Origin of the sequence: Floridaenema fluviatile BLCC-F154 (genome assembly GCF_041929135.1) — a bacterium.
Lineage (GTDB): Bacteria > Cyanobacteriota > Cyanobacteriia > Cyanobacteriales > Aerosakkonemataceae > Floridanema > Floridanema fluviatile.
Genome location: NZ_JBHFNS010000057.1, coordinates 1 through 24,130, shown reverse-complemented (window position 1 = coordinate 24,130; position 24,130 = coordinate 1). Strand labels below are relative to the sequence as shown.

Annotated in this window: 18 protein-coding genes; 7 read left to right on the top strand and 11 right to left on the bottom strand. The window is 41.0% G+C overall.

Annotation, left to right across the window (positions count from 1 at the left end; genetic code table 11):
- The first annotated feature begins 25 nt into the window (after positions 1 to 25).
- The 4 genes from ACE1B6_RS13715 to ACE1B6_RS13700 all read left to right on the top strand — a co-directional run bounded on the left by ACE1B6_RS13715 (position 26) and on the right by ACE1B6_RS13700 (position 6,579).
- The gene (locus ACE1B6_RS13715) at positions 26 to 850 is read left to right on the top strand and encodes a transcription factor RcaD (RefSeq protein WP_413257801.1); all 825 of its coding nucleotides are present in this window, start codon (positions 26 to 28) and stop codon (positions 848 to 850) included.
- A gap of 15 nt (positions 851 to 865) precedes the next feature.
- Positions 866 to 2,878: an ATP-binding protein gene (locus ACE1B6_RS13710; protein ID WP_413257800.1), complete on the top strand. Its 2,013-nt coding sequence runs from the start codon at positions 866 to 868 to the stop codon at positions 2,876 to 2,878.
- 11 nt (positions 2,879 to 2,889) lie between these two features.
- On the top strand, positions 2,890 to 5,400 hold the full coding sequence (locus tag ACE1B6_RS13705; RefSeq protein ID WP_413257799.1) for a DNA translocase FtsK: 2,511 nt from the start codon (positions 2,890 to 2,892) through the stop codon (positions 5,398 to 5,400).
- Positions 5,401 to 5,646: 246 nt separating this feature from the next.
- On the top strand, positions 5,647 to 6,579 hold the full coding sequence (locus ACE1B6_RS13700; RefSeq protein WP_413257798.1) for a ParA family protein: 933 nt from the start codon (positions 5,647 to 5,649) through the stop codon (positions 6,577 to 6,579).
- 201 nt (positions 6,580 to 6,780) lie between these two features.
- On the opposite strand, the gene ileS is transcribed toward ACE1B6_RS13700, so the two are convergent.
- Together ileS and ACE1B6_RS13690 are read right to left on the bottom strand one after the other, a co-directional pair.
- On the bottom strand, positions 6,781 to 10,146 hold the full coding sequence (ileS, locus tag ACE1B6_RS13695; protein WP_413257797.1) for an isoleucine--tRNA ligase: 3,366 nt from the start codon (positions 10,144 to 10,146) through the stop codon (positions 6,781 to 6,783).
- A gap of 167 nt (positions 10,147 to 10,313) precedes the next feature.
- Positions 10,314 to 11,120, bottom strand: coding sequence for a Ycf66 family protein (locus tag ACE1B6_RS13690; RefSeq protein WP_413257796.1), 807 nt, complete (start codon positions 11,118 to 11,120; stop codon positions 10,314 to 10,316).
- Positions 11,121 to 11,274: 154 nt separating this feature from the next.
- Between ACE1B6_RS13690 and gndA the strand changes: the two genes are divergently transcribed.
- Positions 11,275 to 12,780, top strand: a complete 1,506-nt coding sequence (gene gndA, locus ACE1B6_RS13685; RefSeq protein ID WP_413257795.1) for an NADP-dependent phosphogluconate dehydrogenase — start codon at positions 11,275 to 11,277, stop codon at positions 12,778 to 12,780.
- A gap of 110 nt (positions 12,781 to 12,890) precedes the next feature.
- Here gndA and ACE1B6_RS13680 read toward each other — a convergent pair whose 3' ends face one another.
- Both ACE1B6_RS13680 and ACE1B6_RS13675 read right to left on the bottom strand, forming a co-directional pair.
- On the bottom strand, positions 12,891 to 13,142 hold the full coding sequence (locus ACE1B6_RS13680; protein ID WP_413257794.1) for a type II toxin-antitoxin system MqsA family antitoxin: 252 nt from the start codon (positions 13,140 to 13,142) through the stop codon (positions 12,891 to 12,893).
- Positions 13,143 to 13,353: 211 nt separating this feature from the next.
- Positions 13,354 to 15,207, bottom strand: a complete 1,854-nt coding sequence (locus ACE1B6_RS13675; protein WP_413257793.1) for a protein kinase domain-containing protein — start codon at positions 15,205 to 15,207, stop codon at positions 13,354 to 13,356.
- Between the two features lie 127 nt (positions 15,208 to 15,334).
- Here ACE1B6_RS13675 and ACE1B6_RS13670 point away from each other — a divergent pair, with 127 nt between their 5' ends.
- Positions 15,335 to 16,441 carry a tocopherol cyclase family protein gene (locus ACE1B6_RS13670; RefSeq protein WP_413257792.1) on the top strand — a complete coding sequence of 369 codons (1,107 nt, stop codon included), beginning with the start codon at positions 15,335 to 15,337 and terminating at the stop codon, positions 16,439 to 16,441.
- A 553-nt stretch (positions 16,442 to 16,994) separates the two neighbouring features.
- Positions 16,995 to 17,627, top strand: coding sequence for a YdcF family protein (locus tag ACE1B6_RS13665; RefSeq protein ID WP_413257791.1), 633 nt, complete (start codon positions 16,995 to 16,997; stop codon positions 17,625 to 17,627).
- 11 nt (positions 17,628 to 17,638) lie between these two features.
- On the opposite strand, the gene ACE1B6_RS13660 is transcribed toward ACE1B6_RS13665, so the two are convergent.
- The 7 genes from ACE1B6_RS13660 to plsX form a co-directional block, all read right to left on the bottom strand.
- Entirely contained in the window at positions 17,639 to 18,682 is a 1,044-nt protein-coding gene (locus ACE1B6_RS13660; protein WP_413257790.1) for an AI-2E family transporter, read from the bottom strand.
- A gap of 172 nt (positions 18,683 to 18,854) precedes the next feature.
- A complete protein-coding gene (locus tag ACE1B6_RS13655; protein WP_413257789.1) occupies positions 18,855 to 19,166 on the bottom strand; it encodes a DUF2288 domain-containing protein in 312 nt (103 codons plus the stop codon).
- A gap of 242 nt (positions 19,167 to 19,408) precedes the next feature.
- On the bottom strand, positions 19,409 to 20,047 hold the full coding sequence (locus tag ACE1B6_RS13650; RefSeq protein ID WP_413257788.1) for a lysophospholipid acyltransferase family protein: 639 nt from the start codon (positions 20,045 to 20,047) through the stop codon (positions 19,409 to 19,411).
- Positions 20,048 to 20,293: 246 nt separating this feature from the next.
- Positions 20,294 to 21,175 carry an ACP S-malonyltransferase gene (gene fabD / locus ACE1B6_RS13645; protein WP_413257787.1) on the bottom strand — a complete coding sequence of 294 codons (882 nt, stop codon included), beginning with the start codon at positions 21,173 to 21,175 and terminating at the stop codon, positions 20,294 to 20,296.
- 88 nt (positions 21,176 to 21,263) lie between these two features.
- Positions 21,264 to 21,818, bottom strand: a complete 555-nt coding sequence (locus ACE1B6_RS13640; RefSeq protein ID WP_413257786.1) for a Uma2 family endonuclease — start codon at positions 21,816 to 21,818, stop codon at positions 21,264 to 21,266.
- Positions 21,819 to 21,853: 35 nt separating this feature from the next.
- Complete coding sequence (locus tag ACE1B6_RS13635) at positions 21,854 to 22,870, bottom strand: beta-ketoacyl-ACP synthase 3 (protein ID WP_413257785.1); 1,017 nt, start codon at positions 22,868 to 22,870, stop codon at positions 21,854 to 21,856.
- Complete coding sequence (gene plsX / locus ACE1B6_RS13630) at positions 22,870 to 23,907, bottom strand: phosphate acyltransferase PlsX (RefSeq protein ID WP_413257784.1); 1,038 nt, start codon at positions 23,905 to 23,907, stop codon at positions 22,870 to 22,872. The genes ACE1B6_RS13635 and plsX overlap by 1 nt, the downstream gene beginning before the upstream one ends.
- Positions 23,908 to 24,130: the final 223 nt, after the last annotated feature.

Genomic DNA, 24,130 nt, shown 5'->3' with positions numbered 1-24,130 from the left:
CTTACTGATTAACAAAAAATTATCTATGGATTCTAATGAGCTAAAGTTCCTTTTGAAGTTGCTAGGTTGTCAAAATTACCGATCGCCATTAGCTGCTGCTAGCTGGAAAAGCTTTAAGGGGAAAGATAAGATTTGTCGGGTGTTAGGCGATCGGGAACTGATAGACTACTCTCGCGAAATTGCCTCTGTAAAGATTTTACCCCCCGGTCGTGCATTGTTGAAAATGGACGCTTCTCAATTGCCGATCGGGGAAATAGAACTAAAAGTCTTAGAAAAAATTAGCAAAACCTCTGGAAAAGTTAAACTGAGTGAAATCACCCTAGTTAAAGCCGCTGAACGTGAAGAGATACTGCAAAATTTAGCGAAACGGGGACTAGTGGAAGTAGAAACTCAACTGCAAAAAAAGAAAGCAGAAGTTTGGTTAACCCAGCGAGGACAAGAATATTTGCGCGACGAATTTACTGCCAAGGGTACTCATCCAATTATTAGTTTAGATTTATTAACTAATTATTTGCGTTTTTTGCGGAAATCACGATTAGTTGAAACAGATAAGGTAGCAACAACAGATAAAGTTGAAACTCAGCTAAGTGATGCAGACATTTTACAAGTTATTCAGCAATTAGACCAAGAATTAGGGACAGAAAATTATTTGCCAATTTTTCATTTACGGCAGAAGTTACAACCGCCTTTAATTAGGGAAGAATTAGATCGGGTACTTTATCGCTTACAACGTGACGACCAAATTGAGTTAAGTTCTTTAGTAGATACAATGCCTTATACTTCAGAACAAATTGATAGTGGAATTCCTCAAGGTATTGGTGGTGTACTGTTTTTTATCTCTGTTATTTAGTACGGAAAATTTATCATGGCATCTATCGACGATATTATTAAACGTGAAGTTAATCCTTTCGATCCGACAACTTTTAAGCAGGGACACTTTTGGCGCGAAAAGCAAGTTTCCGCTTTTAAAGTTGAGTCAATTCATCAAGAAGCATTATTAGAAGTTGAAGAGACTGTTGATAAAATCACTCAAGATCATTGTAGTCGAACTGTGATGTTAGCGGGCGATTCGGGATCGGGAAAAACTTATTTTTTGGGTCGCTTGAAAGCCGATCTAAATGCCAAAGCTTTTTTTGCTTATATTAGTCCTTGGCCCGATAGTGATGGGATTTGGCGGCATATTTTGCGCTATACAGTTGATAGTTTAATGTATGTGCCGGAGGGTCAAAAAGAATCGCAATTAATGTTATGGTTAAAAAGTTTATCAGCTTTTACAAAGCGGAGTTTAAAACAGCGAATTTTTGATGATAATGTTTGGGATTTGTTACGTAGCGATCGGCAAAATTTTATCAGACATTTCAAGCAAACTTATAGAGAAACGGGGATTTATAATGCTGATAGTTTTTTTGGGGTGTTGCATGATTTAATCGATCCAGAACTTTATGCTTTAGCTTGTGAATGGTTACGAGGAGAGGATTTAAGTGATGAATCTTTGCAAGTTTTAAAGGTGAAAAGGTCGATCGAAACTGAAGAAGCAGCTTGTGAGATTTTATCGAATTTTGGCAGAATTTCCACGGAAACTCAACCAATTGTATTATGTTTCGATCAATTAGAGGCGATCGCCCGTTTACCCGATGGAACTTTAGATTTACAAGCATTATTCAGCGTTAATTCAAAAATTCAAAATGAAAAATGGAACAACTTTTTAATAATTATTAGTATCACCACTGACATTTGGCGACAAAATTCTAATCGCATTCATCAGTCAGACAAAGCAGGAATTTACAAAATAATCCTGTTAAAACGGATTAGTTTAGAACAAGCCGAAGCTTTATGGGGTTTTCGATTACATCCGATTCATATTCAAGCCAATCCCCGCCCAAATTCTCCAATTTTCCCCTTAACCAAAAAAGACTTAGAACAAAAATTTCCCGGTGGTAAAACCGACCCTAGAAATGTTCTTGATTTAGGTCGGAGACTGTTTCAAAGCTACAAAGAACAAATCATTGATAGTAATAAGAAACCCAGCTTAGAAACTAACTTATTAGCAGCTTTTCAACTATTATGGCAAGATGAATTCCAAAAAATCCAGGCAAGAATTCATAAAATCACTTTATTATCTGCACCGGAATTAATTCAAATGTTAGCAGAAAGCGTAAAAGCTTTACAAGTAAATGCGGTCAAAACTAAATTGTTAACAGGTCATTTTGCTAGTTATTCCTTGAGTTATCAAGCACAAAATCAAAAAGGGAAAGTAGGAGTAATTTGGACAGAAGACTCGAATATGAGAAGTTTTTTCAGTGCGATGAATGCTTGCAAAAAAGCAATTGACAATAATATTTGTCAAAAGTTTTACTTAATTCGGGCGGCAGATCTAGGAGGGAAACAACTTGCAGGAAATAAAATTTATAACTCAATTTTCATCAATTCCCCTAACTTGCATATTAAACCAAATTTGTCTGCAATTCACTACATGGCTACTTATCACAGTTTACTAAATTCTGCCTTAGCTAATGAATTAGTAATTGCTGGAAAAACAATTAATAGGGAAAACTTAGAAGCTTTAATTCAGGAATCTAATGTTTTAGATGAATGTCAGGTTTTACAAGATTTAGGAATTGCCAAGAAACGGCAACTCACTTACGAAAAACCCGACGATCTCAAAGAAGTGAAAGAGTTTTTACTAAACTTAATTAAAACTCAAGGTTTAATGGGCAAAGATGTTTTAATTCAAAATACATTATCCCAATTTCCCCAAATCAATTATCAGAGAGTCGATCATTTAATTCAGCAGTTAATTTGGGAAAGAAAAGTGAAAGTTGTTAATCCCAGCGATCAACCACAAAATCACTTAGTTTGTTTTGTTCCGAAAGCATAAGTTGAAAAGTCATGTTCTATTTAACCAAAGATGATGAAATAAAAGCAGCTATTGATAGTTTAAAGACAGCTAAAATACTTTGGGCTGATACAGAAATAGCTGACTATAATACTCATTTTAAAAGGTTATCTTTAATCCAAGTATTAGCAGATGCAAATAATCGTAATGGTGATGCTGCTTATGTGTTAGATGTATTGGATAAACCGGATTTAGTTACATACTTTGTGAATCAAATTATGGTTGATTCCCAAATTGAAAAAGTTTTTCATAATGCAGGTTTTGATTTAAAGTATTTGGGAAAGAAAGAATCTAAAAATGTAACTTGTACTTGGAAGTTATCGCAAAAAATCGGTAAAGAACGTCTGAAAGTAACTAACCTAAAGTTAAAGACTTTAGCCGCAGAACTCTGCAAATTTACCAATGTAGATCAAGAAGAACAAGCAAGCGATTGGGGACAGCGACCGCTAACTGAAAAACAGTTACAATATGCCAAAATGGACACGGTTTATTTAGCTTATGTCCATCAATATTTGTTATCAATAACTAATCTAAATTACCGATCTAAAATAGATAATTCTGAACAAATAGCTTTGAATGCTACTAAAGTTAGAATTGCCTTTGAATGTCCGCGTTTATTTTATTTGTATCAAAAGTTTGGTGGTAAAACTTTGTTTTTGCCTCCAGAACTGGAAGGGGGAATTGGTAGTGCTTTTCACCATTTAGCCGAAAGTTTTATTAATTTGGCTAAACAAGAACCAAACTTTCAAGCTATATTTAAGCCTTCATTTTCTCAGCTAAAAGTAGAAACTGTAGCGGCGCAAATGCAAGAATTGTTTTATGAATTAGGCTTTTATCCTTATTTAGAAAAAGAAGATTCTAGCAAAGCAGCAGCACTTTATCAAATTTGGCAAGGATTAATTAAGCTGATTCGGAATTGGGCGGAATTATTAGTTAAAAATCGCCGTTATTTTAGCGCAGAAACCGTAGTTAGTAAGACTTTAGTTAGTGGAGAAATTGATTTAGAAGATACATTAACTTTACCAGATGGCACGCAACAAAAAATAACTGGGAGACTAGATAGCGTACTTTTTGATGCAGAAAAACGCCGCCTTTGTGTAGTTGAATATAAAACCTATATTCCTGCCGATCCTTCAGCACAATTAGCCCAAGTTGCACTTTATAGCTATATAGTAAAAGCGAAAAAAAACTTGCCTGTTGACTCGGCGGTTTACTGCGTCTTACCAAGATTTATCCAATATTATTATGATTGGGAAAAACTAGAAGAAACAGTTAATCAAGTAATTCCTCATAAACTACAACAAATGCAGGAATGGCTAAAATGGGAACCTGGAAAACCTAACATTCCGCCACTGACAACACAACCAGATTTATGTGAAATTTGCCCACAAAAAGAGAAGTGCCAAACTTATTTTAACACCTCTAATCCTGAGTCTCCGAGCGATTCAAGAACTGAAAAACCGCAAATCAAGATCGATGAAATTGCTCAAAATTTAAGAGAAATTTTGCGATCGTTCAAAATTGATGTAGACTATCAAGGGGCGGCGATCGGACCTGCATTCATTCGAGTTAAACTGAAACCAAATTTAGGCGTAAAAGTAGTTTCCATATTAAATAGATCCGACGATTTGCAAGTACAATTAGGATTAGAAAATCCGCCATTAATTGAACCGAAAGCAGGATATGTTAGCGTAGATTTGCCAAGAAGCGATCGCCAAATCGCCCACTTCACCGACTACATTCAAAGCGCAAAACTCCCCCCTACCGCAGCAGTAAAAATTGCCATTGGAGTTGACTTAGACGGAAAACTAGTCGAAGCAGACTTATCCGATCCAAATACTTGTCATTTCTTAGTGGGTGGAACAACTGGAAGTGGCAAAAGCGAATTTTTAAGAAGCTTACTTTTAAGTTTGCTTTATCGCCATTCTCCCGAACATTTAAAAATTGCCTTAGTCGATCCCAAACGGGTAACATTTCCCGAATTTGAGCAGATACCTTGGTTATATTCTCCTGTAGTGAAAGATGGGGAAAGTGCGATCGAACTAATGGCAAAATTAGTTTCACAAATGGAACATCGTTACCAATTATTTGAGAAAGCGAAATGCGGTGACATTAAAGCCTACAATCAAAGCAACAAACCATTACCTCGCTTAGTCTGCATCTTTGACGAATATGCCGACTTTATGACTGAAAAAGAAATCCGAGATACCTTAGAATTTAGCATCAAACGACTTGGCGCAATGGCAAGAGCAGCGGGCATTCATTTAATTATCGCCACTCAACGCCCCGAAGCGAAAGTTGTGACACCTTTGATTCGATCGAACTTACCAGGAAGAGTAGCATTACGCACCGCCAGCGAAGCAGATTCAGTGATTGTTTTAGGCGGCGACAGAAAAAATGCTGCTTATCTGTTGGGGAAAGGAGACTTGCTGTACCAAGTTGGCGCAAAATTGCAAAGATTACAGAGCTTATTGGCTACAATAATCCAGTTGCCTAAAAGCTAAGGTTCATGGGAAAATCATCGTTCGTTGACTCGTCTATCTTTAGGGGAAACTTTCCGCAGTTAACGCCCTTTTGCACGGCAAACATATTAAATTTATTCAAGCGTATCGATCGATGTGTTATCTAGGAGTATGGCAGAAATCACCAGTTAGTTGAAAAAAGGTAAAAAGCTAACCCAAAAGCTTTCCTTCTGCCTTCTGCCTTCTGCCTTCTTACACAGGGCGAAAATTTTGAGAGGACTAGAACGAATGGGATTAATCATTTCAACTGCAAATATGAAAGGCGGAGTGGGTAAAACAACCCTCACCGTAAATTTAGCGGCTTCATTAGTGAAAGATTTCGGCAAAAAAGTTTTGGTAGTAGATTTGGATAACCAAATTAGTGCCACCTTGAGTTTAATGTCTCCCCAAGATTTTTCTAAGCGGCGACGGGATAAACGGACATTAAGGCATTTAGTAAATAAAGCGATTAAACCGGATATTAAGCTTTCAATTCCGATCGCAGATGTAATCAATCCATATATTTGTTCAGTCAAAGGATTGGATTTATTACCAGGTGATTTGGATTTATATGATGAATTTTTAGTATCGGAAATGCTTTATGAAAAAGCAGTTCGTGCAGGTAGCAGTAACTTTGAGCAAATTTGGATTGACTTTGAAAGAGACTTGGTAAGAAATATTCTCAAACCTGTGGTTAAAGATTATGATTTCATCATTCTTGACTGCGCCCCAGGTTACAATCTTTTGACTCGTAGCGGTTTACTTGCTAGCGATTTTTACGTTTTACCAGCTAGACCCGAACCTTTATCTGTGATTGGTATTCAGCTACTAGAAAGACGCATTGCTCAACAAAAAGAAGTTCACCGAAATCATAGTGATGTGAAAATTCAAATGTTAGGAATTGTCTTTACTATGTCAACTAATTTATTAACAGGCAGATACTACAATCAAGTAATGCGAAGAGTTAATGAAGATTACAGTGCTACTAAATTGTTTAAAACTCGCATTCCCGTTGATGTGAATGTTTCCAAAGCAGTAGATACTTTTATGCCTGTAGTTTTGTGCAATCCCCAATCACCAGGAGGTAAAGCTTTTACCCAATTAACTCAAGAATTTCTCCAAAAAATTAGTGTTGTCTCTAATATGAAACAGAATCCAGCGAAGATTGATTTTGGTGAATAAGGGACTAGGGACTAGGTACTGGGTACTAGGTACTGGGGAATTTTTCACCTCTATTTGTAGGGTGATTTAGTGCTAACGTAACGCACCCTACAAATAGGAGAAGCGGTGATTTAAAGATTGGAAACCTGAAAACAGGAAAAAGGAATTTTCATCCTAAAACTATTTCCCAGTCCCCAGTCCCCAGTCCCCAATTCCCAGTCTCTAAAACTTGCCTTGTAACGCCGGAATGCAACGTTCACAAAGTAGGGGATCTGATAAAGATTTACCTACATTGATCGAGTAATTCCAACACCGATCGCACTTTTCCCCATCAGCATTCACAATCCCAATTCCCAACTTATCAGTTTGCAACTTATATTGCAAATCAGCTAAAGCATCAGGTGAATCCAACAATTCCACTTGAGAAGAAATGAACAAATAGCGCAATTCATCCACACCTTTAATCATTCCTGAATTTTCAGGAAGACTTTCCACTTCTAAAGTAATTGCTTCAGGTTCACTCGCTTCTGGGAGCAGTTTTTGCTCAACAATTTCCGCAGTTTTACCCACAATTTCGGACTTGTAACTGCTAATTTGTTCTACCCATTTTTCCCGGTCTTTCGCAAATAGTAAATAGCTTCGCGCATACCACAGCGAGTAAAGAACTCCCACAGTTGTAAAAAATGGTTCTAACAGCGGAACTCGGTTAATTACCCCTAAAGTTCCCCCAATTACATAGATAGAGATCGCTGTTGCCAAAATTAAACCAACCGTGATTAAAGGTTGATTGTAATTGCGGATAAATTCTCCAAAATTCACATTTAATTCTTGCAGAACCGGGTACTTTTTAGTACTAACAATTTCCCCAGGTGTCGTGTAAGGTTCAGCATCAATTACCTTTGTTTCCTCTGGTTTTTCTGCTAATAACTCAACAATTTCCGGGTTTAATTCCGCCAATTGTTCCCGCAGGTTTTCATCAGCAACATAAAGTAAAACTTTCGCTTCTAAAGAAGAACCGATCGTCTTTTCACTCCGCGCCTGTTCCATCACTTTATTAACTTCTTGGCGCAGTTGTCTTAATTGTTGCCATTTCGTTGCCAACTTCGGATCTTTCCACTTTTCATCTACCTTAATCCAACCTGCTTCAAACACAGATTTGTAAGGAGTTGCATAAGGGATAAATTGCCAGATATCTTCGGCAGTGTGGCATAATACGGGAGCGATCGCTTTTGCTAAATTTTCTAGGGCGATCGCTAAAACCGTTTGACAGCTGCGACGACGGAAAGCATCAGGCGCACTAATATACAACCGATCCTTCGCCACATCCAAATAGAAATTAGACAAATCAACCACACAGAAATTTTGCACCGTTTGGAAAAATCGGAAAAATTGGAAACTCTCAAAAGCAGCTTCCACTTCAGAAAAAACTTCCGTCATTCGATGCAACATATAACGATCCAACTCCGGCAATTCGTTATATGGAATCGCATCCTTTTGCGGGTCAAAATCATGCAAATTCCCCAACAAAAACCGCGCCGTATTGCGGATTTTATTGCGGATATCACCCATTTGTTTCAGCAGATTTTTTCCCAAAGGCACATCAGTCGAATAATCTACCGACGACACCCACAACCGCAAAACATCAGCACCATAAGGCGGTTCTTCCTTCTGATTTTTTCCACCTTCAATCACAATACTTGGATCGACAACATTCCCCAAAGACTTACTCATTTTCCGGTTCTGTTCATCCAAAACAAAACCATGAGTCAAAACCGTTTTATAAGGGGAAATACCATTACTTGCCACACTAGTTAATAAACTAGATTGAAACCAACCCCGATGTTGATCGGACCCTTCCAAATAAATGTCCGCTGGATAACATAATTCCGGGCGTTGTTTTGCCACAGCTGCCCAAGAAGAACCAGAATCAAACCACACATCCATCGTGTCAGTTCCCTTCCGATACTTCTTCGCATCCTTGCGATATTTTTTCGGCAAAAGTTCCTCAACTGGAAGTTCCCACCAAGCATTAGAACCCTTTTCAGCAACAATAGTTTGAACGTGAGAAATCGTCTCTTCAGTTAACAGCGGTTCCCCAGTTTTTTCATCATAAAAAACCGGAATTGGTACACCCCAACTACGCTGACGAGAAATACACCAATCAGAACGTTCCGCTACCATTGGCGTAATCCGATTTTCCCCTTGGGCGGGAATCCATTTTACTTCCGAAATTGCTTCTAAAGCAGCTTCGCGGAAACCAGCAACCGAAGCAAACCATTGTTCAGTCGCCCGATAAATTGTCGGTTTTTTCGTCCGCCAATCATAAGGATATTTATGTCGATAAGGTTCTTCCTTCAGCAACACATTTTCCTTCGCCAACGCCTCAACAACAGCGGCGTTACCCTTATCCAGAACATTCAAACCTGCAAATTGACCTGCTTCTTCGGTGAAATTCCCATCAGCATCAACCGGAGAAAATGCAGGTAAATTGTAACGTTTGCCGACTTGAAAATCCTCATCCCCATGTCCCGGTGCAGTATGTACCAAACCCGTACCGGAATCAGTAGTAATGTAGTCACCACCGATGACTATGGGACTGGTGCGATCGTAAAGTGGATGCTTGTAAGTACAATTTTCAAAAGACTTACCAGTGCCCACCGCACGAACCGTCAAATTTACGCCCAAAGTAGTAGATAAACGTTCCACCAAATCAGCAGCAACAATTAAATACTTAAACTTGCAGAGTTTTTCCCCTTTTTGGTCAAGTTCTACCACAGCGTAAAGTAACTCAGGATTTACCGCTACCGCCATATTCGCCGGAATAGTCCAAGGCGTAGTAGTCCAAACCGCAACACCCAACTCTGGCAAATAAGGTTCTAAAGCTTCCTTTAAATCATCTGCAACGCTGACCACCGGGAAAGCAGCGTAAAGACTCCGCGAAACATGAGTCGGGTTGCCCTTATCATCTTCAGGATATTCCAACTCCGCCTCTGCCAAAGCAGTTTTAGAACTCGGACTCCAGTGAACAGGTTTTACACCTCGGTAGATGTAACCCTTCAAAACCATTTGCCCGAAAACCCCAATTTGCGCCGCTTCGTACTCCGGTTTTAAAGTCAGATAAGGATTTTCCCAATCTCCCCAAACACCGTAACGCATAAAGCTGCGACGTTGTTCGTCCACAGTTTTCAAAGCAAAATCCTGCGCTTTTTGGCGAAGTTCCAAAGGCGTGAGATTTTTCCGTTCCTCCGGTTTCATTTGCTGCAAAACCTTCAGTTCAATGGGCAAACCGTGGCAATCCCAACCAGGAACATAGCGCACCTTGCGCCCTTTGAGCAACTGGTAACGATTAATAATATCCTTGAGAATCTTATTTAGGGCATGACCAATGTGTAGCGAACCATTGGCATAAGGTGGCCCATCGTGCAACACAAATATATCGCCCGGATTGTTTTGGGACAATCTTTCGTAAATCTGATTTTCTGCCCAAAACTTTTGGATTTCTGGTTCTCGCTTGATTGCATTCGCACGCATATCAAACTTAGTTTTGGGCAAATTAACGGTGTCTTTGTAGCTTTTAGTTTCTGTCACGGTCGGAATGCCGGAAAAACAATTATGAGTATGAGGCAATTTTTGGAATTACGTTTTTCCAATGTATCAAAATTAGGGAAAAATCATTGGTCATTGGGAAAAGGGTAAAGGTCAAAGGGCAAATATATTTATCTCCTCTGCCCCTCTGCCCCTCTGCCCCTCTGCCCTCAACTCCCTGACTTTTCAATTTTGTTAAACGGACTTTCTGGGGGTGAACTGGGCAGATTTTTGTCTTCTGCGTCTGCAACTGCTTCTTCCACCAGTTTAGAATCTGGAGGATTGGGGGGAGTTGCGTCGGTAGTTTCTTTTGGGGGAACTACTTCAACATTTAAAGTTACTTCCACTTCTGACGATTTTTCTGCTGTCGCTTCTGGGGTTTCGGTTTCTAATGCCAGTTGTTCGGGAAAGTCTTCATCGAAAGAAGTTGCTGAGACAATAGTTGTGTCGCCAGTTGTCTCGGTTATTACGGGAGGAGTTACAGTTTCCGCTGGTTTAGCAACTGTTGGTGGAACTTTGGACGCTTTTGCAGTTTTCGCTTTTGCACCTGCTTTCCCTTTGAGGTTAGTAAATAACCCTGTGAGTTTTTGGGGTAGTTGGGCAACTCCTCCTGGTAAGGATACCTTGGAAGCTTGAGATTTCAGGTTTTCGGTGAGGTCTTTTGCTTGAGTTAAAACTTTTTCGGTTGCTTCTTCGGTACTGGGTAACTCAGTTTGTTGTGCTTTGGGGATGAGTTCTCGGCGTAATGTCAGGGTTTGCCAACCAAACCAACCTAAAAGGGCGACGCTGGCAACTTGTCCTAGCAAAACTCCACCTGTAATTCTGCCAGCACAAATCCACAAAACTAAAGCGTAAAACAGTCCAACTCCACTCCAATAAAAATCACTCTTGCGGTGGATTTCTGGTAAGAAAAATGCGGCAAGGTAAATACCAAGACTACCTGTACCGACAACTAATGCCAAAATGTATGCGAGCATAAGCTCTTCTCCCGTCTAGTTTAACGGCTTCTACCCGCTAATTTTACCTTTTCGATCGCAGTCTTAATTTCTTCTTCCAGGACAACATAGAAAGTTACCGCTAACCTGAAGGAGAAAACTTTCGCAAGCATAGCAGAATTAAGTAATAAGTCCTATGGCACTACAGAGTTTTGGTGTAATCGGTTTAGCAGTAATGGGTGAAAACCTAGCTTTAAACGTAGAACGTAATGGTTTTCCCATTTCTGTGTATAACCGCACCTCCGAAAAAACAGATGCGTTTATGCAGACACGCGCCCAAGGTAAAAATGTCGTAGCAACCTACACCATTAAAGACTTTGTTGCGTCCTTGGAACGTCCCCGCCGAATCTTGATTATGGTGAAAGCTGGTGCGCCTGTGGATGCAGTAATTCAAGAATTGAAACCTTTCTTGGAAGAAGGAGATATCATCATCGATGGTGGTAACTCTTTGTATGAAGATACCGCACGTCGCACCCGTGAGTTAGAACCTGAAGGTTTTCGCTTCATTGGTATGGGTGTTAGCGGTGGTGAAGAAGGGGCATTAAATGGCCCCAGTTTAATGCCTGGTGGGACTACTAGTTCCTACGAATATCTCGAACCAATTTTTACCAAAATTGCGGCCCAGGTAGATGATGGTGCTTGTGTAACTTATATTGGCCCCGGTGGTGCTGGTCACTATGTAAAAATGGTTCACAATGGCATTGAGTATGGTGATATGCAGCTGATTGCGGAAGCTTATGACCTACTCAAAAATGCGGCAGGTTTAAATAGTCAACAGCTGCAAGAAGTATTTACGGAATGGAATACTACTGACGAACTCAATTCTTATTTGATTGAGATTACCGCTGATATTTTCAAATACATTGACCCAGATACAGATAAAGCTTTGGTGGAAATGATTTTGGATGCGGCGGGACAAAAAGGTACTGGTCGCTGGACTGTGCAAAGTGCTTTAGAATTGGGTGTTTGTATTCCCACAATTACGGCAGCGGTGAATGCCCGGATTATGTCATCTTACAAGCAGGAAAGGGTTGCTGCTTCGGAAGTTTTGACTGGTCCAACTGCTAAATTTACCGGGGATGTTAGCACTTTTGTGACGCAAATTCGGGATGCGCTTTACTGTTCCAAAATTTGCTCTTATGCTCAAGGTATGGCGCTTTTGAGTTCGGCATCGAAGGCTTATTCTTACGAGTTGAATTTGAGTGAAATCTCGCGGATTTGGAAAGGTGGCTGTATTATTCGGGCGGGATTTTTGAATAAGATTAAGTCAGCGTTTAATGATAATCCTGAGTTACCGAATTTGCTGTTAGCTCCTGAGTTTAAACAGACAATTTTGGATCGTCAAGGTGCGTGGCGAGAGGTGTTGTCTCAGGCGGCGCTGTTGGGTATTCCGGTTCCGGCGTTTAGTGCTTCTTTGGATTATTTTGACAGCTATCGGCGCGATCGTCTACCCCAAAACCTCACTCAAGCACAACGCGACTATTTCGGCGCACACACTTACGAAAGAGTCGATAAATCAGGCTTCTTCCACACAGAATGGACTAAGTTTTCTGAAGAGTCGGTACAAACTTCTACACCCCGACCTTTACAAGCACAAGAACCCGAAAAAGTTGCCCACACTTCCGCAGGCGCAGCAGAATAATTAATCATGGGTGGGTGATTCCCACCCTGATTTTTTATTATTGCAACGGATAATCATCATAAAGTCCTTCGTCTTCTGGTGCGTAACCATTTAAAAATGCTGTATGTTCCCTAATTGGTGTAACTTTTTGTTGGCATTTGAATGTAAGCATCAGGTTCTTCATTCTGCTGATGAATAGCGAAAAAATGTTGCTCGATTTCTTTAAGAACTGCTGCATCGTAATAAACCATTCCGCAATCAATACAAATTTCTACTGGAGTATTAGGAACTAATAAATATTTGCCTTGATGACTGTAAAGATAGTTAATTCGGCGTTTTTCATACTCATGACTACCACAAGTATTACATTGAATTTCTCTCATTAGTTTATCCTCTGGTTCTAGGGTCAATAAAATTTGGTGGACTGGGAATGTAAAGTAGAAGAATGACCTTCGAGAGAGTCTACAAAGATTAAGTCTTGCATGGTTAACTTTAAAGTAAATTGAACGACATTTTTAGTGTTCCCCAAAAATGGTTGATACTAACAGATAACCCCTTCGCTTTCTTCCTTTGCGTCCTTCGCGTCTTCGCGGTTCAAATCCCTTGCCAAAACTTAATACTTTTATCATGAGAACCACTAACTAAAAACTCTCCATCAAGACTAAAAGCTAAACAGGAAACTAACTGTAAATGATGGGGAAAAGAAGCAATTAATCTCTCATTTTGCCAATCCCAAATTTTAATTGTCGTGTCTTCTCCACCACTAGCAAGAGTTTGTCCATCTGGGCTAAAACAAAGCGATCGCACCGAGTACAAATTACTTTTCAAACTATTAACTAATTCCCCAGTTTCCCAATTCCAAATCCGAATTGTTCTCCCATAACCACCAACAGCTAAAATTTTACCATCTGGACTAAAAGCCAAATCATAAACTGCACCAGAAGACCATCCTAAACTTTGAATTAACTTCCCAGTTCTTAAACTCCATAATTTAATTTCTTGGCTTTCCCCAGCACTAGCAATTATCGGACACTTGGGGCAAAAAGCGATCGCATTCATATTGCTCTTTTCCCCAAAACTGTAAACTAATTCTTGATTAGTAAACTGCCAAATTTTAACATTTTTATCCTCACCCGTACTAGCAAGAAAATAACCATCATCACTGATTTTAATCAGCTTAACCGCCGCCGAATGTCCGCAAAAACTATTATTTAACTCCCCAGTTTCTAAATTCCAAAATTCAATTCTACCCCCTCGATCGCCACTAATCAGAAACCTGCCATCGGGAGTAAAAGCGATCGTATTAATTGCACCCGTCCCCCCAAAAAAAGTTTGCGATGGCACAGAAATTGACCCAGCTTGAATTTTTCCCGCATCCAAAGACCACCGCTTAATCCTACCATTTTCGCTGCTACTAGCCAGAGTTTTCCCATCAGGACTAAACGCCAGAGAAAGCACCCTTGTAGAATGCCCAAATATAGTACCAATATATTTCCAATTTCGACTTAAAGATGGAGAATTCGGCAGCAAACTAATAGTGGGAACTAAAAATTTTGTATCGGCGGCAAATAGATGAGAATTTAAATCTTTAAGGACTTCTTCAGCAAATTGATAACGTTTTGCCGTCGCCGTTTCCAATAACTTATCTAAAACTTTGCCTAACTCATCACTAATCGGATTTTTAAGATAGTTCCGCCAAACCCAAACCGCCTCACCAGTATCGTACAATTGCAGCGGATGAACTTGCGTTAGCAGATGAAGACAAGTCACACCTAAACTATATAAATCGCTAGCAAAAATCGCCCTACCTAAAACTTGTTCTGGCGCAATATAACCAGCACTACCAATTACAGTCCCCGTTAATTCTAAAGCTAAACCAGTCATTAACTTAGCCGCCCCAAAATCGACTAGAACTAATTGGCGATCGCGACTACAACGAATAATATTAGCAGGTTTAATATCTCGGTGAATTACCTGGCGATCGTGAACAAACCGCAACACCAACAACAGATCGTTGAGTAATTCCCAAATTTGCCTTTCAGTAAAAACCCCATTTTCAGCTAATTCCTGCTCAAGATTTTTTCCCTCAATAAACTCTTGCACCAAATACTGATGATTATCTTGGTCAAAATACGCCAACAATTCCGCTATTTGGGGATGATTGCCCAATTCCTCCAAATGTCTAGCTTCATTGTGAAACATCTGGGCCGCTTTCTGAGCAGTTTCCGCATTTTGGGATTGCGGAAAAAACTGTTTAATCACACAATAAGGTCGAGAAGGCTTAAACTCATCTACAGCCAAAAAAGTTCTGCCAAAACCACCATGACTTAAAGGCTTTATCGCCCGATAGCGATCGCCCAAAAGCAGCCTCGAACCACAGGAAAGACAAAATTTTGTCTCAGCAGGATTAACCAAGTGCTGGCACTGAGGATTAAGACAATAGCTCATACTAGAAACAGGGGAATAAAAAATTAGGACAAAATAGATCCGGAAAATTGATCTCGATCGTTAAATAATTCCTCCTAATTCCCAATTCTGATTCCTTAATTATCTTCTAATTCTGCTGCCAAAGCTTATGTTCAAATCCCCGGTTGACAAAACTCTACAAACACCTCACAGTGGCTATCATTGGGACGGAAGCGAAAGGCGTTTTTTTGAAGGCTGGTATTATCGAGTTACCCTACCCCAACATCGCCAAACATTCGCCTTCATGTATTCGATCGAAGATCCCAAGGGAGGTAAACTGCACAGTGGAGGTAGCGCCCAAATCCTCGGCCCCAACGACCAATACATTTGCCGCAGTTTCCCCAACATGAACAAATTTTGGGCATGGCGAGACAGCTTAGGACTAGGACATTGGGGAAAAACGAACTTTGAAAAGGGACAAGAGGGAGATCTCTTAAAACCCCGCCTTCTCCCACCAGAAGACTTTACACGCCACATCCAGCAAGGATACCAAGGAACAGCAAAATTCCACCAAGGAAGCCTTCACGACCCCGGCACAGGTCACACAGCCCATTGGCAATACGAGATCCAACCCATTTACGGTTGGGGAAACCCCGGACAACCGCAACAATCAACCGCAGGCTTCTTCTCCTTCCTGCAAATATTTGAACCCGGATGGCAAATCTTAATGGCACACGGTTTAGCCACAGGCTGGATAGAGTGGAATAGCAAACGCTACCAATTCACCAACGCCCCAGCTTACGCCGAAAAAAACTGGGGTGGCGCATTTCCCCAAAAATGGTTTTGGCTAAATTGTAATTGCTTCGACGACCAACCCGACCTCGCCTTAACAGCCGGAGGCGGTAGACGTGGCATTCTCTGGTGGATGGAGTCAGTCGCAATGGTAGGAATTCATTACCAAGGCAAATTTTACGAATTCGTTCCCTGGAACTCCCAAGTCAGTTGGCAAATCGAACCTTGGGGAAAATGGCAAATGCAAGCCAAAAACTCCCAATACGAAGTCGAATTAATCGGAACTACCGACTTACCCGGAACACCCTTGCGTGCCCCAACACTTGACGGAATGCAATTTGTTTGTCGAGATACCATGCTGGGAAATCTCACCTTAGAATTGCGCGAAAAATCCCAAACAATCTTAAAAGCTAGCAGTTCCCTTTGTGGATTAGAAATTGGCGGTAGTCCTTGGGAACAACCCTGGATGTCTAAATCCGATTAATTTTTGCTATCATGGCTTTGTGTTTGGGGCTGTGGCTCAGCTGGATAGAGCGAGCGCCTCCTGAAATATCGGGCACCATAGCAGGAAACTCTATGCGTGAATGTGGTCAAAGTCGGTGAAACCTAAAAAGTGAAAAGAAGCTTATCGAATTGTTTAATCTTTTTACACTTCATGGCAATACCGAGCCAAGCCTGACTCCCTCCGACAAACTATAAAAAAGAGGTTCGAGTCAGGAAGGTGTAGAGACAAGACGGCCACCACCTAATAGCTTTTAGCTGATGGTGAAGGTATAGTCCAGAGAGTGGGGAAACTCACACAAATCTGAAGCGCTAGGTCATGGGTTCAAATCCCATCAGTCCCGTTTTCAATTTTAGATTTTCTAGATTTAGATACCCGACTTCTTCAAGAAGTCAGGTATCTAGAAAACGTCCCATGTCTGATACTCTCGAATCATACTTTTTCAGCAGATTGCATCTAGGGTTGAAGCTAAACCTTGAGTGGGGTATCATCTGCTGCGTGATTGCGAAAACTTAGCATATTATTGTATCGATTCATGGTTCTAAAGATTCAACCCACCAGCCGCAGAAAGAAATTACGAGGTAAATCTTCTCGTAATTTCAACACCAGCTTAAAGTTACTGACGTTAATTTCTCCCTTATTATTTTGGTTTAGCTACAAACAAATTAGAAGTTGGGAAACACCTCAAGCAGTTTTAATGTTAGGTGGTTCAACCTCTGCCTTGGAACGCGAAAAGTTTACTGCAAAATTCGTCAGTGAACACCCGGATTTAGAGAATTTAGATATTTGGATTTCTTCCGGTGGTTCGGGAAAATATAATAATTATGTTAGGAGAATTTTTATTAAAGCGGGTATTAACTTAGAAAAAATTCATTTTGATGAGCAAGCTGTAGATACAGTAACAAATTTTACAACTTTAGTAGATGAATTAAAGGCTAGAGGCGTGACTAGTGTTTATTTAATTACCTCTGATTATCATATTCGTCGGGCGCAAGTTATCGGGGAAATAGTTTTAGGAAGTCGAGGGATTGTGTTTAAAACTGTTGCAGTTCCTTCTCGAAAATCACCCGAACCAGTTGAAAAAGCAATCCGCGATGGAGCTAGAGCTATACTATGGGTAATTACTGGGAGTACCGGGGAAAGTTTCAGCCGCTATTTTTCTCGATAGCTATTCTCGATTTAATCCCAATTGATTCTTTTTTTGTTCTCAATGCCAAACCAACTTAGGACTACTCCTGCAATCGGAGTTGCCAGAAAAATCCCCAGTAACCCAGCTATGCGATAACCAACTAATAGGGCAAAAAAGCCGATTACTGGGTTAATATTTAGCGAATTTTGCATGATTCTTGGAGCTAATAAATTGTCCTTAATTTGCTGAAGTATAATACAAGTTACCAAGACATTAAATGCTAAAGCCACACTTTTAGGTAATAAAATTAAACAAACTAAACCAATGCCTAAAGTTGCTCCAATTCCGGGAATTAACTGAAGCAATCCCACAATTACGGCTAAGATTAAAGCTAATGGTACTTGCAGTACTAAAAATGCGATAAAAGCGGCAATGGTAAAAAATAAACTTAGCAATAGTTGTCCACGGAAAAATCCCAAAAAATTGCGTTTAACTATAGTTGTGAACCTTGTCCTTGAATGCTTAGGAATAACTCGCAAAACAAAAGACCAAAGTTGTTCGCCATCTAATAACATGAAAAAAGCGACAACTTCAATTAAAATCAACTTTATAAAGTAGTCTAAAACGATTTGCGAAGTGGTAAAACTAGCATTAATAAAGGTGGGTAATTGATCTCGCAACGATTCTTCCACTCTACTAAAATCAACTTGCAAATGCCGAGAACGTAGATAACTTTCTAATTGTCCTACTATAGGAGTGAAGGAGTTAACAAAATCAGGTAAAGTATCCAGAAGTTGTTGTCCTTGAGAAACAATTGCTAATCCGACAGTAACAGTAAACCATCCAAAAATTACTAAACTCGACAAAAAAACTAAACTAACAGCTACTCCATGAGGTAAGAAACGTTTGAGCCAGTTTACCGGATAGCTGAGGAGAAAAGCGACAACTGCGGCTAAACTAAAAATAACGATGATTGCTTCAAAGTATGCTAAACATTGTACTAAAGCCCAGCCGGAAGCAAACAGTAATAAAAAGCGAACTAAAACTAAATTATTAAGTCGCTCCCAGAAATTATGTGCAGGTGGTTCACTCATATTTTTTCAAGTTAGATGCCCATTGGGAGCAGGGGAGCAGGGGAGCAGGGGAGGAGGGGGTCAAGGAATTAGGAATAAAGTTTTTTCAGAATTTTTCCCTATATGCTAGTTAAATGCCCACCAGCTTTTAAACTAAATATTTTCTATCTCTGCAAGTATTTTTTTCCCTGACTTAAGGAGAATTTTGGTTAGTTGTTGCTGGTTCTTGGATTAATACAAAGGGCTGAACTATTAGCGCCTGGAATTTTTTGTTCAGGTTGTTTTGCCAGTCTGCCATTTGATTTAAAGAGGGTTTATGAATCAGTTCTTGACTAATCCAGTTTTGGACTAAAGGAACGTTATTATTTGCGATCGCTACTCCCACATCGACTATATTAAGTTCAGGAGTAACAACAATCAAAGAATCACGGCTCAGATGAGGCAATAACCATTGCCATTCTGCTTCATCTAAGGATGCTGTTAATTCTGCTTTTAAATCCTGCATCTGTTAAAAGTATTGCTTGATTGATTTGTCATTTGTCATTTGTCATTTGTCATTGGTCTAAATAATAAATGACCCATGACTGTTGACCAATGACTAGTACAGTTAATTATGGTTTATTCTAACTCGCTATTCCCGAAAGAAAACTCTCTCTGACTACATACTTGGAATGGGGAGGTTGGAGAGATGTTGAGAAATTTACCTTTTACCCAATATTTCCTTCTGCCTTGGAGCTTTCCCCTAATTTAGCGACCTAAATCATGTAATTCATTAATGACAGTAGCGCATTTTTGGGTGACAGCTACCAATTCATCTTTACTGCTAGAACTGGGAGGGGCAATTAATTCACCTATTCGCACGCTGACAGGCACAGTTTGCGGGAATTTTGCGCCTTTTTGCTCAATTTTTTCCGTGCCCCACAAACTGACTGGCAATAGAGGTGCTTTTGCTTTGGCAGCAATTAAAGCTGCACCTAATTTTGGTTCAGTAATCTTGCCATCGAGAGTGCGAGTACCCTGCAAAAATAAGCCTGTCGCCCATCCTTGTTCTAAATATTCTAGGGCAGAACGAATGGCACTGCGATCGGCAGATAACCGATTCACCGGATAAGCACCATACCATCGAATTGCTTGACCCAAAACTGGTACAGCAAACAACTCTTCTTTCGCCATAAAAGCTACCGGACGGCGCACAGAACAAGAAACAATCGGTGGGTCAAAATTACTCGCATGATTGCTCACTACTAATAATGGCCCTTCCTTCGGCACCTGTTCCGCACCATAAATTTTCCCCCGAAAATAGAGGTGTAACATCGGACTCACCACTGACCATTTAAAGGCGTGGTAAAGCATTAAACTAACCAAAGGTTCCCGGTTTCTCGGCATAATATCTTAATTTTAAGGTCGCAGGGGGGCAGGGGGGCAGAGGGGCAGAGGGGCAGGGGGGCAGAGGGGCAGAGGGGCAGGGGGGCAGGGGGAATAAGTAGGGGCAGGGGGGCAGGGGGAATAAGTAGGGGCAGGGGGGCAGGGGGAATAAGTAGGGGCGGGTTTTGTTGTTAGTTTTTCTGCTGTGATTACTAAATTGTCTACTAAACCCGCCCCTACAACTCAAAACTCTCTGCCTCTACCTTACTAGGTTGGCAAATCGGCGGCGCTAGTAATATTTTCTAAGTTTAAATTAGGACAGGTACGTTTAATTAAACCTGTGAGAACTTTTCCGGGACCAATTTCTACTACTTTTTCTACGCCTGTTTCTGGTAAAGCTAAACAAATTTCTCGCCAACGTACTGAACCTGTCATTTGTTGGGCAAGGCGTTGTTTTAAAACCGCTGCTTCTGTTGTTGGTGTTGGGTCAACATTTGACATTACTGGAACTTGGGCATCGTTGAAAGTAACAGCATCTAAAATTTCTTGAAACTCTGCTGCTGCTGATGCCATTAATGGGGAGTGAAAAGCACCAGAAACGTTTAATTTAACTGACTTCTTTGCTTTAATTTGAGATAATGCACTTTCTACTGCTTCGGGAGTTCCAGAAATTACTACTTGGGCAGAACTATTGTCATTTGCCAATACTAAGTCTGGGGTTTTTTCAATTACTTCTCTTAACTGTTTTTCGTCAAACCCAATTAATGCTGCCATCATTCCTCCGGCGGCGCTATCCATTAATTCTGCCCGTTTTTTGACTAGGCGCAAACCTGTTTCAAAGTCAAATACGCCAGCAGCTTGCAGGGCGACATATTCGCCTAAACTATGTCCTGCAACTAAGTTTGGTTGATGTCCTTTTTCTCGAACTAATTCAGCCAAAATGCTTTCAACTACGTATAAACAAGGCTGAGTGTAAAGGGTGTGCGAAAGTTGTTCTTCTTGACTTTGGCAAATTTCTAGAACTGACCAACCTAAAATTTGTTCGGCTTGAAAAAATTTATTTTTGGCATGAAGAAAGTCTAATAAGTCGCCTCCCATCCCAATTTTTTGTGAACCTTGTCCGGGAAACACCCATGCAGTTTTTGTCATTGTTTGTTTGTCTTTTGTCATTGATTATTGATCGTTGGTCATTTGTAACTATTCTCTCAATAAATGAGTCCAAAAAGCATAATTTAGTTTAATCAAATATGGGAGGCCATAATTCATTTATGGACAATTCCCAGTCAGGAAATAATTCTGGAATAGTTAGGGTTTGGTGATTGTTTAAAACGGTTGGTTCGCTACCAGAACGATAAATTGTTATTGTTTGTTCATCTGGGTCGATTAATATTCCTACTCTGGCTCCCATTTCTAAAAACATTTGAATTTTGTCTTGGAGTTTTTTGATTCTGTCTGTCTTGGATTTAATTTCTACTACTAAATCAGGGACTAATTCGCCGAAGGCTCTTACAGGTTCTCTGAGTCTTTCTCGCGAAACGAAGGAAACATCTGGCGCTCTGAGGTCGGTATTTGGCATAATAAACCCACCACTAGAATCGAAAATTTGTCCTAGTTTTCGCGGTTTTATCCAGTTACCTAAAAGCCGAATAAACTCAGCGCCAATTTCACTGGATTCGATATCTGATGGTCTCATGACGACGATGTTTCCTTCTTGCAACTCTAGTTGGTAATCCTCAAATTCTGGGGAGAGTTGCGCTTGGAATTTTTCTAAATCCCGGACAGTGAAAGTCATAGTAAAACTCCTGGGATGAGTAGCTTTTTTTGAGCTTATTTACCCCATTGAAAGATTGCTGCACCCCATGTTAATCCTGCGCCAAAACCAGCGGTGGCGATGATGTCACCTGGTTTAATTTTACCTGCTCTGACTGCTTCATCTAAGGCGATCGCAATTGATGCCGCAGAAGTGTTGCCATAATTAGCCAGGTTACTGATTACTTTTTCCGGGGGAATTTTCAATCTTTGCGCTACTGCATCAAGTATTCTTTGGTTGGCTTGATGCAAGATTAACCAATCTACTTGGTCTACTGTTAAATTAGCACGATAAAGGGCTTTTTCGATGACTTCTGGGACTCGTTTGACGGCGAAGCGATATACTTCTTGTCCGTTCATGGTAATTGGTTGAAAAGTGCCTTGATTAATGGAAACTCCTGCAACTAATTCTTTAGCTTCGCCTTTGTAACTGAGGTTGAGATAATGATTGAGTGTGCCATCGCTGCGGATTTCAAATCCTAATAAGCGATCGCAATCAGCTATATCTGACTCCACTGCTTGCATTACTACCGCCCCAGCACCATCGCCAAACAAAATACAAGTACGTCTATCTGACCAATCTACCCAACGAGAGAGGATATCTCCGCCAATTAACAGTACGTTACGATAAACCCCATTGCGGATGAACTGGGCACCTGTGACCAAAGCAAACACAAATCCCGAACAAGCAGCTGTGAGATCGAATGCTACAGCTTTAGTTGCGCCGATTTTGGCTTGAATTTGACTAGCAGTGCCAAACAAATCATCTGCGGTAGAAGTCGCCAGGATAATCAAATCGATATCTTCAGGAGCAATCCCAGCCATTGCGATCGCCCTTTCTCCTGCCATACTAGCCAAGTCACACAGAGATTGACCCGGAACCGCCAAACGGCGTTCCCGAATCCCTGTGCGGCTAGCAATCCATTCGTCAGAGGTATCGACAATCTGACTGAGATCCTGATTAGTTAAAGAAACCGTTGGTGTGGCAGCACCACTTCCGGTAATAACAACACCTTTTCCTAATTGCTGCAACATTATGACTCGACCTCAGCCGCTGGTGCAGCAGGTTGGTTATAGTTTGATGTAATTCTTTCTAGTACTTGGTGATCGATCGCTTCCTTAGCTAACCGAATTGCATTAAAAATCGAGGGAGCTTGCGACGATCCATGACTAATAATACAAATTCCGGCGACACCTAAAAGCAACCCACCGCCATGCTCGGCATGATCTACCCGTTGCTTAATCCGGTTTAAATTAGGTTTGAGCAAAGCAACACCCAATAAACCATGCAAACCTTGGGGTAACTCTTCCTTGAGGATTTGTAACATCACTTCGCCCACAGCCTCAGCAAATTTCAGCAAGACATTTCCGACGAAGCCATCACAAACCACCACATCAAAGTTACCAGAAAGGACATCTCGACCTTCCGCATTGCCCACAAAAGAAATTTTGTTATTCTCTTCGAGCATTTGGTGAGTGCGAATTGCCAAATCGTTACCTTTCCCAGGTTCTTCACCGATATTGAGTAAACCGACTTTCGGTTTTTCCACACCGAGAACATACTGGCTATAAATCGATCCCATGACAGCGAACTGTTCCAAGAACTTGGGACGACAATCGACATTTGCCCCAACATCCAGAAGTAACACTGATTTATCAGCCATGATTGTGGGTAAAACCGCGCCGATGGCTGGTCGATCGATTCCTTTGAGCCTTCCCAGACGCAACAAAGCTGCTGCCATTGCTGCGCCCGAATGCCCTGCGGAAACCACTGCATCAGCCCGTTTTTGCTTCACCAAATCCATCGCCACATTGATGGAAGCTTTCGGCTTGCGTTTTAAACCGCTTAGTGGTTCTTCGTGCATTTCGATCGTGCCTTCCGAAGGCACAATTTCCACTGGAAATGTATTTGCGCGTTCACCTAGAGCCGCCTGAATTTGAGAAGCATCACCTACCAGTAGAATTTCTACGTCTAATTCTTCTCTTGCTCTAAGTGCGCCAGCGACGATTTCGGCGGGAGCGTGATCCCCACCCATCGCGTCTATTGCAATTCGTGCCCTAGCTGATCCCATTGATCAATGTAATAGAAACATCAAAAATTTTACCAGATGCTTTCCCTAGAAAAATCAACCTTTACGGAAGAAAGTTCTCAGTTTTAGAGAATGGGTAGGTGGGGGGCAGGGGGGCAGAGGGGCAGGGGGGGCGGGGGGGGGGGGGGGGGGGGGGGGGGGGGGGGGGGGGGGGGGGGGGGGGGGGGGGGGGGGGGGGGGGGGGGGGGGGGGGGGGGGGGGGGGG

Bases quoted from the DNA above. Each gene is read 5' to 3' on its own strand.
- ACE1B6_RS13675 (WP_413257793.1), bottom strand. From the start codon at position 15,207: ATGAGCTATTGTCTTAATCCTCAGTGCCAGCACTTGGTTAATCCTGCT.
- ACE1B6_RS13710 (WP_413257800.1), top strand. From the start codon at position 866: ATGGCATCTATCGACGATATTATTAAACGTGAAGTTAATCCTTTCGAT.
- ACE1B6_RS13665 (WP_413257791.1), top strand. From the start codon at position 16,995: ATGGTTCTAAAGATTCAACCCACCAGCCGCAGAAAGAAATTACGAGGT.
- ACE1B6_RS13635 (WP_413257785.1), bottom strand. From the start codon at position 22,870: ATGTTGCAGCAATTAGGAAAAGGTGTTGTTATTACCGGAAGTGGTGCT.
- fabD (WP_413257787.1), bottom strand. From the start codon at position 21,175: ATGACAAAAACTGCATGGGTGTTTCCCGGACAAGGTTCACAAAAAATT.
- plsX (WP_413257784.1), bottom strand. From the start codon at position 23,907: ATGGGATCAGCTAGGGCACGAATTGCAATAGACGCGATGGGTGGGGAT.
- ACE1B6_RS13640 (WP_413257786.1), bottom strand. From the start codon at position 21,818: ATGACTTTCACTGTCCGGGATTTAGAAAAATTCCAAGCGCAACTCTCC.
- ACE1B6_RS13705 (WP_413257799.1), top strand. From the start codon at position 2,890: ATGTTCTATTTAACCAAAGATGATGAAATAAAAGCAGCTATTGATAGT.
- ACE1B6_RS13650 (WP_413257788.1), bottom strand. From the start codon at position 20,047: ATGCCGAGAAACCGGGAACCTTTGGTTAGTTTAATGCTTTACCACGCC.
- ACE1B6_RS13690 (WP_413257796.1), bottom strand. From the start codon at position 11,120: ATGCTCGCATACATTTTGGCATTAGTTGTCGGTACAGGTAGTCTTGGT.
- ACE1B6_RS13670 (WP_413257792.1), top strand. From the start codon at position 15,335: ATGTTCAAATCCCCGGTTGACAAAACTCTACAAACACCTCACAGTGGC.
- ACE1B6_RS13660 (WP_413257790.1), bottom strand. From the start codon at position 18,682: ATGAGTGAACCACCTGCACATAATTTCTGGGAGCGACTTAATAATTTA.
- ACE1B6_RS13655 (WP_413257789.1), bottom strand. From the start codon at position 19,166: ATGCAGGATTTAAAAGCAGAATTAACAGCATCCTTAGATGAAGCAGAA.
- ACE1B6_RS13680 (WP_413257794.1), bottom strand. From the start codon at position 13,142: ATGAGAGAAATTCAATGTAATACTTGTGGTAGTCATGAGTATGAAAAA.
- gndA (WP_413257795.1), top strand. From the start codon at position 11,275: ATGGCACTACAGAGTTTTGGTGTAATCGGTTTAGCAGTAATGGGTGAA.
- ACE1B6_RS13700 (WP_413257798.1), top strand. From the start codon at position 5,647: ATGGGATTAATCATTTCAACTGCAAATATGAAAGGCGGAGTGGGTAAA.
- ACE1B6_RS13715 (WP_413257801.1), top strand. From the start codon at position 26: ATGGATTCTAATGAGCTAAAGTTCCTTTTGAAGTTGCTAGGTTGTCAA.